This is a genomic window from Acetobacter fabarum (assembly GCF_011516925.1).
GTDB lineage: Bacteria > Pseudomonadota > Alphaproteobacteria > Acetobacterales > Acetobacteraceae > Acetobacter > Acetobacter fabarum.
Window position 1 is genome coordinate 259,538 of the sequence record NZ_WOTG01000001.1, and the last position, 13,150, is coordinate 272,687.

Genomic DNA, 13,150 nt, shown 5'->3' on the forward strand with positions numbered 1-13,150 from the left:
GCCCAAGCGGTCTGTTATGCTGCCAGTACGCAAACGCCCTGCTCGCGCCATATCTCTGGTATGGTGCGAACAGGGCGTTTTTCATACATAGGCCATAAAAGCGCCTTAGCCGGGCAGAAGAGGCTCCAGCCATTCCTTAGCCTGCATGAAGTCCCGCTTAAGGGCTTTTACCGCGGCATCCGCATCCCCCGCCCGGAAGGCCTGAAGCAGTTGCAGGTGTGGGTGGTCGGGGTTGGCAGGGCTTATGGTAGGCAGGCCATTGGCGGCGGCATAAATTGGTCCCATGCGGGTCCATAGCCCCCGGATCAGCCCCACAGTAACCGACAGCCTTGAAAAACCAGCCCCGGTGCTATGGAAATACACATTGGTTATGGCCGTTGCATGCGGCTCACCCGCCTCATACGCGGCAATAAATGCCGCGTGCTTTTCTTCAAGCACGGCAATCTGCTCGGGCGTGATATGGGCGGCCAGATCGCGGGTTACGCGCTCTTCCAGCACTTCGCGCACCCCATGAATATCCAGAAAAACAGGGCGGGAAGTCAGCGGGACACACGCCGTATTGCGCTCATCCAGCACCAGTGCCTGCTCGGATACAAGGCGTAGCAGGGCCTCACGCACAGGGGTTGGGCTTAAGCCCAGCGATGCAGCCAGTGGGCGCAGCACCAGCCGCTCCCCACCCTGATACCGGCAATAAATCAACTGGTCACGGATCTGCTGGTAGGCATACGCCGCCAGAGCGCCCCGCCCTTCGGGCCTGCTCTCACCCTGCGCTGGAATGGTGATGGTGTTAAATGTCATTGCGCATGTGCCATTTGCCTGTTCAGAAACTGACTGTAGAGACCATTCTGCTGCTCAAGTTGCGCAGGAGAGCCGTCCTCTGCAATTCTGCCATCCTGCATAACAACGATTCTGTCAAAGTTTCGTAGGGTGGACAAGCGGTGCGCCACGGCAATAACCGTGCGCCCCACCATAAGCCGGTCCAGTGCGCGCTGGACGTGCTCCTCGCTTTCCGTATCCAGCGCGCTGGTTGCTTCGTCCAGGATCAGAATAGGGGCATTGCGCAAAAAGGCCCGTGCAATGGCAATACGCTGGCGCTGCCCGCCCGAGAGCTTGACCCCCCTATCCCCCACAATTGTCTCAAACCCTTCGGACAGGGCATCAATAAACGTGGCACATCCGGCGGCGGCGGCAGCGGCGCGCACGGCCTCGTCACTCGCATCGGGCCGACCGTAGCGGATGTTCTCCATCACGCTGCGATGCAGAAGCGAGACATCCTGCGGCACAACAGACAGGCAGGCCCGCAGGGCGTCATCTGTCAGTTCCCGGATGTCCTGCCCGTCGATCAGTATGGAGCCGGACTGCACAAAACGCATGCGCTGCAACAGGGCCAGCACCGTACTTTTGCCCGAGCCTGAACGCCCCACCAGCCCCACACGGCTCCCTGCGGCAATGTGCAGGTTAAAATGCGCCAGAACCGGCTCCCCTCCGGGGTAGGCAAAGGTTACATCGCCAAAGCGGACATCACCCCGCACGGGGCTGGGCAGGTCGGCGGCAACCTGCGGGTCGGGCATGTCATGCGGTACCAGCAGGGAGGACAGCACCTCGGACAGGCGCGCATTGTGCTGAATGGTTTCCACCAGTGCCAGAGCCAGATCGCGCGTGCCATGCAGAATGGCAAAGCCCAGCGTGATCACCATAACCACCTGCCCCACACTGGCCTGTTGCCACTGCCACAGCAGAACGGCCCAGACCAGCAGGCCCGTTGTGAGCACAGCGGTCATGCCCGCATGAATCATACGGAGCTGTTCCATATAGCGCAGGGATTTGAGCCGCTCTCCCATTTCCCGCTCGGTCAGGGCATTAAAGCGCTGGCGTTCGCGGTTGCGCATACCAAAGGCACGGACAAGGGCAATATTGCCCATAACATCCAGTGTCTCCCCCTCCAGCCCGGCGGCGGCCACCGCGTAATGCCCATGCAGCCTGCGCCCCTTGAGTGCTAAACGGAACATGATCAGGCACAAACCGCCAGCCAGCAGAACAGTCGCCCCACCCATGGTCAGGCTGACCGAGAGCATAAGCACCACAGAGAGCAGCACATTCAGGCTGGGCGGGAGCACGTTCCATGCCAGCATATTCTCAATGGTGAAGCTGACATTCCCCGCCGTTGCAATACGCGCGGCAAGGGAGGCGGGCATACGATCAGCAAAATAAGCTGGAGAGTGGCCCGTTAAAAACCGGAACAGGTCCTGCCGTATATCCCCCGTAACCGCCACAAATGTCCGGGCGGCAAACCAGCCTGCAATACGCCAGCATATGTTGTCCGCCACGATCAGCCCGATCAGCACCCCCACGGCGGCCCATACGCCCGAAACCGCAGCCGCGCCGGAGTGGCTGGTCATCAGGTCCACCAGATGGCGAATACCGTAGGAGGAGAGCACAATGCAGCTTATGGCCCCACCCACGGCCCCAAAAACCAGTGTATGCCCCACTGGCCTTGCCCGCATGTAGCGCAGCAAAAAGCGTACCGGCCTGCCTGCATAGGCGGGCAAGGCTTCATCGGGTACGGTTACATGGGCGGATACGGGGTTGGCCCCGTCGGTCTTGTTGTTTTTGTCGTCCACCAACACGCTCTGGTTTTCTTCCCTGGCAGAATACGCCTGACCCAACAGCCAGACCGGAACAGCCCCCATCCTGCCTGCCGCAGTCGGGTATTGCATCCACATTACGTGTCTTTCCGGCTTATCCCAAACAGGTTTTAACGCATACCAACACGCGGCCTACGCCATGCCCGTTATGATTCCGAACCAACCGGAAGCGCCAGAACCCCTTGTTATAACGATAAACATTGCGTGATGAGCCACGACCCGAGGCAACCATCCTTCACCTGTTTTTCAACTTTTCCACCCCGTTCTGTGGCGCGGGCTATCCGCTACTGGCTCATCTCCAAACAGAATTTTTCCCGGCCCACATATGCTAAAAATTATATAAATCCCTGAAAATATTACACTATTTTAACTGAAATAACGCAGCATCCAGCGGGCTCCACACACAACCGGGGTACACGCCACCCAATGCGCGCATATCAGAACGCCCAAAAACGGGGGGCAACCGCACCGCCTGCGCAGCCTTGCCGCCCATTATCCACATATTGACGACAGCAAGCCTTGGCTTCCACAGAGAACATGAGAATTCAAGGGAGTACACAGTTCATGGCATCGCGAAAAAAGGCACTGTTGGCTACTGTCATGGCTGCATCAGTTGCCGGGGTGCCTTATATGCTCCCCACGCTTGCCTACGCGGATGACTACGCAGACCTGCTGGATGTTCTGCGTGCCAAGGGCAGCCTGACCAGACATGAATATGACACACTTCTGGCCAAGCATGTCCACCATGCCGCCCTTGCGGCTGAACCCCGTGCAACACGCCCGGCCCATGTAGCTTCCGGCGGCACGCGCACGGCCATGGCGCATGCAGCCCATGGTGCGCAATCGGGCTATGAGCCAGGTATCCGCTTTGATCCCGGCGCGGGTGAAAACGACATATCCCTGCGAGCAGAAGATGCCGCCACCCGGGCAGAAGCCAGCGCGCGCTCCGCACAGGAAGCCGCCAAAGCGCTGGATAGCGGCAATTTTGTACGCGTTGCCAAATATGTGCCGGGCAAGGGGCTGACCTTTAAAGCTGGCCCCATAGACATCAACCTTTCAGGCTTTGTGAACGGTTTTTACACCTATAACAGCCCTGCGGGTGGCCGCCCTGTTGCCGGTGGTGTTTCCTCCGGGTCTTCGGGCTTTGATTCCTCCGCAGTCAGGAACGGGCTGCTGCCTGCCGGGTTTATTCTCAAAATGAACACCGTGCAGCAGGGTATGGATATTTCCGCTGTTCTGGGCATGTATCCGGGGCTGGACAACGCCAAACCTGCCGCCTTTAACGCCAACTCCGGCGGTAGCCCCGTGGGGCTGGGCACGGCAGGCATCGACCTTCGTCAGGTGTACATGACCTTTGGCAACAAGGACATGGGGACCTTCAAGATCGGTCGTGATCTGGCCCTGTTCGCCAGCGATGCGATCATGAACGATGCAACCCTGCTCAGTGTTGGTTCCACAGGCAGCAATGCCTCCCCTGCCAATACATCGCTGGGCCGTATTGGCGTGGGTTATGTGTACGCGGACTGGATCCCCCAGATCTCCTATACTTCCCCCAAGCTGGGCGGTTTTCAGGGGTCAGTGGGTATTTTCCAGCCGCTGGATGAATTTGGCTACGCCGATGCCACAAACCCCACTGCGGCCTCCGCTGCCAGCCAGTATTCGGCCGGGTCCACCCAGCATTCCTCCCCCATGGTGCAGGGCCGCGCCGTGTATGATTTTTCCGTCTCCGATGTGCAGTTCCACATCTGGGCCAGCTTCCTGATCCAGCACATGCAGGGACTCAGCAGCCTGCAGGCAGATGGCAAAACACCCCTGCTCAGCTCCGACCAGCACCACAGCGCGATGGTGGAAGCGGGGGATATTGGCACCAAGGTCACCTACGGGCCGCTTGAAGGCGTTGCCTACTACTACCGTGGCAGCGGGCTGGGCACGACCGGCCTGTTCTTTGATGGTGTGGATGCCAGTGGCCGCAAACGTGACTCGGAAGGGTATTACGTGCAGGGCGCCTATCATATTACCAAAAAATTCCGTCTGGTTGGCAGCTATGGCGTAAGCAACCTGTATCTGGCTGGTGGGGAAAATACGGCTCTGGAAAGTCAGGCGGGTTCTGCGGGGCTTGTGCGCCGCAACCAGTCCGAGGTCGGGGCCGCCTATTACCAGATGACCGACTGGCTGACCGTGGTTGGCGAATATTCCCACACGTCCTCCTCCGCACATGGGGGCAGCAAGGAGAGCGACAACACCGCATCTGGCGGTGTCATGCTGATGTTCTAGTCCGGTCAAGGGGTTCTATCGTCTCTATTTTATAGACCGATTACAGCCCGGGCTGTTGCCTCTGACACCACAGAGGTAGATAACCGAGAGCATGACTGTCCGCTCCCTTCTTCTGTGGCTCCAACACCACTTTTTAACGCTGGACCGCTACGTGCTGCGCCAGTTGCTGGTGGCGCTGGCAGCCACTACGGGCGGGCTGGCGGCACTGATCTGGCTCATGCAGTCCCTGCATTTTGTGTCGCTGGTTGTGGACAGGGGCCTGTCCCTGCGTGTGTTCATAGAACTGACCAGTCTTTTGCTGCCGTCCTTTGTGGCGGTGGTCATGCCCATTACCACCTTTATTGTCAGCCTGTTTGTTTACCAGCGTCTGGCCAGCGACCGTGAACTTACGGTCATGCAGGCTGCGGGGCTTTCCCCCTTCTCTCTGGCGCGACCGGGGCTAATCTGCGCGGCACTTTCCACCCTGATTGTATTTGTGCTCAACGTGTGGATTGTCCCCTCCTCCTACCATGCGTTCCGCCAGTACGAGCTCCAGATCCGGAACAAAATGGCGGCTTTTATGCTGCAGGATGGTGTTTTTACAAAAGTATCAAACACCATGACCGTCTATATCCGCTCGCGCGACCAGAATGGGGTTCTGTGGGGTATTCTGGTGGAAGATGACCGGCAACCCGACAACCATGCCACAATTCTGGCCAGCCACGGCAATATGGTCATGGTCAATGACGTGCCGCGCGTTGTGCTTTATGATGGGTCCCGTCAGGTTCTCGACCGCAAAACCGGCCGGTTGAACATGCTGGTTTTCAAACAGGACACCATGGATTTTTCTACCGCACACCCATCCAGCCAGCATCTGCGTGATTCAGCCGAGATGTCCCTCTCCGAGCTGCTCTCCCCCGACCCCAGCGCTGTCTCGGCACGGGATACGGGCAAGTTCAAGGTTGAAGGCTGGCGGCGCCTGACCTCCCCGCTAACCTGTTTTTCCTTTGCCATGATCGGCATGTTTGCCATGCTCCGGGGCGCATTCTCGCGCCATGGCAGCGTAACGCGCCCGCTTGTGGCGGTGCTGTGTGTTGTCGGGTTGCTGGCCGTAACCATGCTTTTGCAAAATCTGGCCGGGCGCAACATGCGGCTTATTCCCCTTATTCCGCTCTTTGCCACGCTGCCCGGGCTGGTCTGTGCCTATCTGCTGTTCATGCCGGAAATAAAAGCCAACCGCCGCCAGCCCCAGCAGGCATGAGAGGACGCCCGAACGCATGATCGTTGCCGTCACCCTCTCGCGTTATATTGCGCGGCAGTTCCTGCTGTGCGTGCTGACCATGATTGCGGCCCTGACGGGTATTATCTGCCTGTTTGACCTGATTGACCTGTTCCGCCGGGTTTCCTCCCGCCCTGAAGTTTCCTCCAACATCGTGACGGAAATTGCCGGGCTGCACGTACCTTATTTTGCCATGGAAATTCTGCCATTTGGCATTCTGCTGGGCGGCATTGTGTGTTTCTGGCGGCTGACGCGCTCATCCGAGCTCATAGTCGCGCGTGCGGCGGGGCTTTCGGTCTGGCAGTTTCTGGCAGCACCTCTGGCCTGCGCCATTCTGCTTGGCATTACGGCCACATGCGTCATCTCCCCCCTTTCCTCCGTCATGTACCGCCGCGCTGCGGATCTGGACCAGCAGTACCTCCGCTCCGACGGAGGGCCTCTCAGCCTTTCAGGCGGTTCACTGTGGCTGCGTCAGGCAGACACACAATACGACCCGCACGGCGTAACCATGCTGCATGCGGGGGACGTACAGGTAACTCAGGGGCAACTGCATATTCGCGATATCAGCGTGTTTCGGCTCGACCATGAAGACAAGCTGATCATGCGAATCGAATCCCCCAGAGGGGCTTTGAAAAACGCAGGGTGGGAGCTTACCGAGGCATCTGTGGTCCGGCCCAACAACATTCTAACGCCTGTTGGCGTCATCGTCCTCCCCACAAGCCTGACCCTTGATCGGGTGCAGGAAAGCTTTGCCTCGCCCGACACGCTTTCCGTCTGGGCGCTGCCGGGTTTTATAACCTTGCTGGATCATTCAGGTTTTTCATCCATACGCCACCGTATTCATTTCCAGTCTCTTCTGGCATTACCTATACTGGCTGGCACCATGGCACTGGTTTCCGCCGGTTTTTCCATGCGTCCGTCACGGCGGGGGGGCGTTGCCAAAATGGTTGGGTCTGGTGTTGCGGCGGGTTTTCTGCTTTTCACCATATCCAAAGTCGCTGAGCAGTTAGGAAAGTCAGGAGCGCTTCCCCCCGTTCTGGCTGCATGGGCACCTACCCTTGCCGGGCTTTGTCTGGCTGTTGCACTACTTCTTCATCTGGAGGATGGCTGATTGATCGTGGCGCTCCGGCCCTTTTGCTGCGCTCTGCTGCGCCGCCGCTCCACCCTGAGTGCTGCAACAGCGCTGGGGAGCGTTGCCGCGTGTCTGGTGATCAGCCAGCCCAAAGCGGCTTTTGCGCAGTTCAAGCCCCGGTCCATGCACGTCAACTCCCAGCAGCGGACATCCCCCAACGACCCGGCCACCTTTCAGGCTGACAAGGTCGATTACAACGATGTGGAACACACCGTAACCTGGACCGGCAACGTGCAGGTATGGCAGGGCGACCGCGTCCTGCGTGCGGACAAGATCGTGTACGACCGGGATTCAGGCCTTATGGCCGCGCGCGGGAATGTGGCCACCATCCAGCCCAATGGCTCGGTCATATACGCCCATTATGCCGAGCTGACAGGCGGCATGAAGGACGGGATCATGCTGCATGTGAACTCCACCATGCCAGATAACGCCAAACTGGCCGCCAACGGCATGCGGCGCACCGGCGGCAAGATCAACGATATGAGCCGCGCCGTATACACGGCCTGCGAAATTTGTGAAAAAGACAAGACCCGCCCGCCCTTCTGGCAGTTCCGCGCCTTTAACGCGACGCAGGACCTTGAACACCAGAAAATAGACTTCCGTGATGCCTATCTGGATATTCTGGGCGTGCCAGTCGTCTACCTGCCCTATTTTTCCATGACCGACCCCTCGGCCAAGCGGCGCAGCGGTTTTCTTATGCCCGGGCTTACACCGCATGACCGTTATCTGGGCACCTATGTTACAATTCCCTACTACTGGGTAATCAACCAGCAGTCGGACATGAACATACAGGGGCTGTTTGCCACCAAAACGGGGCCGCAGCTAAGCGGGCTTTACCGCAACCGCCTGAACTTTGGCCAGTTGAGCGTGCGTGCAGGCGTAGCCTACGATACGCACAGAGCCGAGATGTACACCAACAACTTCGGCCATCAGGAAAAAAGCGGCGGCAACCATGGCTTGCAAGGCCATGTGTTCATCAGCGGCAACTTCTCCATCAACAAATACTGGCGCGCGGGTGCGAACATCAACTACACCAGCTCCGCCAACTACATGCGTGACTACCGTGTGCAGGGTTATGGGGCAGATACCCTGAACTCCAACGCCTACCTGGAAGGGTTTGGCACCGGCTCCTACAACCGGCTGGACGGGCAGTACTATGAAGGGCTGAACCAGGGGATCATTCACAACAGGGACCTGCCCCTTGTGCTGCCCCGCTACACCTACAGCTTTACCGGCCAGCCCGACATGCTGGGTGGGCGTCTGAGCGTCAACACAACAGACTTCAATGTAAAGCGCGATAACGGGGTTTCCGACCAGCGTGGCGAGTTGCAGCTGAACTGGAACCGCCCGTTCCATACCAAAATGGGCCAGCAGTTCCTGCTGACCCTGCGGCTGGATTCAATGGTCTATCGCGCCCGCAAACTGTACCAGCAGCCAACCTATTATAATACGTCCCATACCTCCGTAACCGGGCAGGTTCTGCCAACCATAGCCCTTAAAACCAACTGGCCGTTTGTGCGGACTTTTGAGCACGGCCGTGGCACGCAGCTAATCGAGCCGATTGTGCAGGGCATTTACGCCCCCAATACCGGCAACAACGGCAACGACATGATCCCCAACGAAGACAGCATGAGCTACGAGTTTACCGATAGCACGCTGTTTGCCCTCAACCGGTATCAGGGCACGGACAGGCTAGACGGCGGGCTACGCGGCAACGTGGGTGTGCATGCCAACTGGACATGGGACGGCCATATTGTGGACCTGCTGGCGGGCGAAAGTTTTCAGCAGCACATTACACATGACATGATCCCCTACTCCGGGCTGGATCACCATGCGTCGGATGTGGTGGCACGCGCACGCGTTATTCCCAGCCAGTATTTTGACTTCACGGCCCGCATGCGCCTGGACCCGCACAAGACCAAAATCAACTTTGGCGATGCACTCTTCAGCGCAGGTGTGCCGCACTTCCGCATTCGTGGCGGTTATATTTACGAGCCCGTAACGCCCTACTACTACTTTGCCACCAACTACCGCGCCTACTCCCCCAACCAGCTTTACACGACACAGACCAGCGAACTCAGTGGCGGGGTCTCCGTGGACTGGCAGAACTGGCACGCTTCTGGCTTTTCGCGGCGCAGCCTCTCACGCAAGAACTTCGTCTCTCTCGGCGGGGATCTTGGGTATGATAATGACTGCTTCGCTATCGACTTCATGTATCTGAAGCAATACACCACCATTGGTGGGCAGCAGCGTAACTCGACCTATCTGGTCACGGTAAGCCTTAAAACCCTGGGGGCTTTCGGGCTCAAGTAAGAACCGCTTCAAAAATAGTGCCATCTCCGGTATCACAAACAGACCGTTCTGATATGGCAGAAAGCTGAAAGACCGTTCCGTATGCGTCTGCGCTCCTTAACACTGGCTTGTTGTTCTCTTACCGCGCTGGCTCTTCCGGTCTGTGCGGCGGCTCCCCACGCGGCAGCGGCCACCCACCACCACTCATCTGCCGCCAAATCCGCGCAGGCGCCTGCTGCCGAGGCACAGCCCGAACCGGATGACATGATCGTTGCGGTCGTCAACAGCATTCCCCTCACCAAGAGAGACGTGGACAACCGCGGCAAGCTGTTTGCCCTTTCCACCGGCCTGCCCGTATCCGATGACCTGATGGCCCGCCTGCGCCCGCAGATTATCCGCCAGATGATTGATGAAAAGCTGCGCACACAGGAAATCCTGAGCCGCCACATCAATATTGCGCCTGAACAGATTGCCGCCGCCATTGGCAATATTGAAAAACGCAATGGCATGCCCGAAGGCACCCTGCGCAACCATCTTGCAAAGGATGGTGTCTCCCTGACCACGCTGATCGACCAGTTGCGCGTCCAGATCGGCTGGATTCAGGTCCTGCGGCAGGAGCTTGGCCCACGCTCGCGCGTCTCCGCTGGCGATATTGCGCAGCGACAGGCCGCGCTAAAGCGTGAAGAAGGCCGGACGGAATACGAAATCAGCGAAATTTTTGTCAAGGTGGACGACCCCCGCCATGCGGAGGAAGAGCTCGCCTTTACCAATACGGTTATTGACGAACTGCACAAAGGCGCGCCCTTCCCCATTGTTGCGGCCCAGTTCTCCCAGAGCCAGACAGCGCTTGACGGTGGCTCCATGGGCTGGGTGCAGGAGGATGAGCTGGACCCCAGCGTGGTCGATATTGTCCGCCGGATGCCTGTGGGCATCGGCGCTGTTTCCAACCCCATTACCGTACCCGGCGGGTTCCTGATTGTCACACTGAACGGCAAGCGGGTTGTGGGCAAGGAAATGGGGCATATGGTTGATGTCCGTCAGGTTTTTGTCGGGTTTGACACACCGCTCGACCCCCAGCATGTGACCCCCCAGCAGGAAGCTGCTCTCCAGAAGGCCATGCACATAGCCCAGACAACCCATAGCTGCACGGAAATGGAAGCTGCCAACAAGGGCGAAGGGGAAAAACGCCCCAGCAACCCCGGTGAACTGCCGCTGGAACGCCTGAACCCGCAAATGCAGTCTGTGCTGGCGGAACTTCCCATTGGTCAGGTTTCGCGCCCCATGGTCTCGCGCGAGGGGATTGATCTGCTGATGGTCTGCTCCAAAACGGAAAAGAACTTTTCCAACCGCTCCCCGAGCGAAATTGCTGACCAGCTGATGAACGAGCGCGTGGAACAGGCTGCCCGCCAGCTGGATAGCGACCTGCACCGCCGCGCCATGATCGACCTGCACGTTAAACTGAAAGGGGCGTAACCCTGCCTCCCGAACTGGAAAGCCTGCGCGACGTTATTCGCCGCCATGAACTGGACGCCCGCAAGGCGCTGGGCCAGCACTTTTTGCTCGACCCCGGCATTACCGACCACATTGCAGCCCTTGCAGGCGCGCTGGACGGGCAACATGTTGTGGAGGTTGGTCCCGGCCCGGGTGGGCTAACACGCTCCCTGCTGACGGCTGGGGCTACCAGCGTTACCGCAGTGGAACTGGATAGCCGCGCTGTGGCGGTTATTCAGGAGCTGGCCCAGTTCTATCCCGACCGCCTGAGCGTGGTCGAGGCTGATGCCCTTAAACAGGACCTGACAGCCCTCTGCCCTGCCCCCCGGCAGATTATCGCCAACCTGCCCTACAATGTGGCCACTCCCCTGCTTGTGGGCTGGTTGCGGCAGGGTACGGCATGGGGGCGGCTGACCCTTATGTTCCAGCTGGAAGTGGCAGAGCGGATCTGTGCCGCACCCGATAGCGAACATTACGGCCGCCTTGCCGTGCTAAGCCAGTGGTGTGCGGATTGCGCTGTGGTGATGAAGCTGCCACCGGGGGCCTTTACGCCTCCCCCGGCGGTCTGGTCCGCTGTGGCCAGCATTACGCCCCACCGCGAGCAGCCTGCCCCTGCCCTGTTCAAAGCCATGGAGCGCGTTACTGCTGCGGCTTTTGGCCAAAGGCGTAAAATGCTGCGTGGCTCGCTCAAAAGCCTGAACGGTGCAAAGCTGCTGGATGCCGCCAATATAGACGGCACCCGCCGGGCCGAAACCCTGAGCATTGCAGAGTTTGACCAGCTAGCCCGCGCCCATCTGGCGCTGGGTTAGTTCGCGCCAGTTTTGGTCCGCTCTGCATCCACCATATAGTCGCGGGTATAAGGCACAGCGCTTATGGAGGGGGAAAGCTGCAACTGGAAGTTCATGTGCCCCTGTACACGGAAAGCCAGCTCGGCTGCGGCCAGATAGAACTCGAACATTCTGGCAAAGCGTTCGTCATACATGGCTACGGCTTCGGGGCGGCGTGCGGCAAAACGCTCGCGCCAGATGGCAATGGTTCTGGCGTAGTGCAGACGCAGGATTTCACAATCCGTTACCCATAGGCCCGTCTGCTGCACGGCAGAAAAAACCTCGCTCAATGCAGGGGAATAGCCACCGGGAAAGATGTATTTGTTCATCCACGGATTGGTTGTACCCGGCTCATCACTCCGGCCTATGGAGTGAATCAGCGCTATGCCATCGGGGGTAAGGGCATTGCGGATGGTTTCAAAAAACGCCTTGTAATGCCCGACCCCAACGTGCTCGAACATGCCAACCGAGACAATCCGATCAAACTTGCGCTTGAGGTGGCGGTAATCCAGCAGCTCAAAACTTACCTGCCCGGCAAGCCCCGCATCCTGCACACGCTGGCGTGCAAAAGCCAGCTGTTCTTCCGAGAGGGTAATCCCCGTAACACGGGCACCGTAATCCTTGGCCAGTGTCAGGGCCATGCCACCCCAGCCACAACCTATATCCAGCACTTCCAGCCCGGGCCGGTCGAGTTTGAGCTTGGCCGCAATGTGGTGTTTTTTGGCTTCCTGTGCTTCATCCAGCGTTTCTTCCCCGGTAGGGAAGTAAGCGCAGGAATACTGCCAGTCCTTATCCAGAAACAGCGCATACAGGCTGTTCCCCAAGTCATAATGATGGGCCACATTCTGCTTGGAGCGCGAGGTGGAATTAAACTGGATCCAGCCGCGCCGCACATAGCGTAATGCTGCGGAAAGCTGCTCTGCAATATGGCCAGAGGGGTTCATGGCATTCAACATAAGCAGGTGCAGCAGGTCGTACAGGGTGCAGTCCAGCGGCTCCAGAAAGCCATCCATATAGGCTTCGCCAAAGGCCAGACCGGGGTTGAGCACAAGGGATTTAACGGCAGCTGCATTCTTTAAATGCACGCCAACCTGCGGGCCGGGTTTTGCGCCCTGATAAACAGTGGTTGTCGCGTCTGGCCATAACACGCGCAGGGAGCCAGATTCCACAAAATGCCGCAAGATCGGCCCCAGAACGCGCTTCATGTCCACGTTTCCCTATGCTTAAAAAT

The 13,150-nt window shown here is 58.6% G+C and carries 9 protein-coding genes; 6 read left to right on the forward strand and 3 right to left on the reverse strand.

Translation table 11 applies throughout. From position 1 onward, the window contains the following. Nucleotides 1-105: 105 nt before the first annotated feature. Entirely contained in the window at nucleotides 106-798 is a 693-nt protein-coding gene (locus GOB83_RS01265) for a GntR family transcriptional regulator (RefSeq protein WP_086647180.1), read from the reverse strand. Then, the gene (locus tag GOB83_RS01270; protein WP_242005678.1) at nucleotides 795-2,717 is read right to left on the reverse strand and encodes an ABC transporter ATP-binding protein; all 1,923 of its coding nucleotides are present in this window, start codon (nucleotides 2,715-2,717) and stop codon (nucleotides 795-797) included. Before GOB83_RS01270 ends, GOB83_RS01265 begins: the two co-directional genes overlap by 4 nt. A gap of 492 nt (nucleotides 2,718-3,209) precedes the next feature. Here GOB83_RS01270 and GOB83_RS01275 point away from each other — a divergent pair, with 492 nt between their 5' ends. The 6 genes from GOB83_RS01275 (at nucleotide 3,210) to rsmA (ending at nucleotide 11,901) form a co-directional block, all read left to right on the forward strand. Next, the gene (locus tag GOB83_RS01275; protein ID WP_165925014.1) at nucleotides 3,210-4,919 is read left to right on the forward strand and encodes a porin; all 1,710 of its coding nucleotides are present in this window, start codon (nucleotides 3,210-3,212) and stop codon (nucleotides 4,917-4,919) included. A gap of 91 nt (nucleotides 4,920-5,010) precedes the next feature. After that, nucleotides 5,011-6,159 carry an LPS export ABC transporter permease LptF gene (gene lptF, locus GOB83_RS01280; RefSeq protein ID WP_086647177.1) on the forward strand — a complete coding sequence of 383 codons (1,149 nt, stop codon included), beginning with the start codon at nucleotides 5,011-5,013 and terminating at the stop codon, nucleotides 6,157-6,159. 16 nt (nucleotides 6,160-6,175) lie between these two features. Continuing rightward, nucleotides 6,176-7,288 carry an LPS export ABC transporter permease LptG gene (lptG, locus tag GOB83_RS01285; RefSeq protein WP_086647176.1) on the forward strand — a complete coding sequence of 371 codons (1,113 nt, stop codon included), beginning with the start codon at nucleotides 6,176-6,178 and terminating at the stop codon, nucleotides 7,286-7,288. Nucleotides 7,289-7,294: 6 nt separating this feature from the next. Further along, a complete protein-coding gene (locus GOB83_RS01290; RefSeq protein ID WP_086647212.1) occupies nucleotides 7,295-9,622 on the forward strand; it encodes an LPS-assembly protein LptD in 2,328 nt (775 codons plus the stop codon). Between the two features lie 81 nt (nucleotides 9,623-9,703). Continuing rightward, complete coding sequence (locus GOB83_RS01295) at nucleotides 9,704-11,074, forward strand: peptidylprolyl isomerase (RefSeq protein ID WP_086647175.1); 1,371 nt, start codon at nucleotides 9,704-9,706, stop codon at nucleotides 11,072-11,074. Nucleotides 11,075-11,076: 2 nt separating this feature from the next. Beyond that, nucleotides 11,077-11,901 carry a 16S rRNA (adenine(1518)-N(6)/adenine(1519)-N(6))-dimethyltransferase RsmA gene (rsmA, locus tag GOB83_RS01300; protein ID WP_165925193.1) on the forward strand — a complete coding sequence of 275 codons (825 nt, stop codon included), beginning with the start codon at nucleotides 11,077-11,079 and terminating at the stop codon, nucleotides 11,899-11,901. Here the strand turns inward: rsmA and GOB83_RS01305 are convergent. After that, nucleotides 11,898-13,124 carry an SAM-dependent methyltransferase gene (locus GOB83_RS01305; protein WP_165925015.1) on the reverse strand — a complete coding sequence of 409 codons (1,227 nt, stop codon included), beginning with the start codon at nucleotides 13,122-13,124 and terminating at the stop codon, nucleotides 11,898-11,900. The two genes, rsmA and GOB83_RS01305, sit on opposite strands and share 4 nt — an antisense overlap. Between the last annotated feature and the right edge of the window lie 26 nt (nucleotides 13,125-13,150).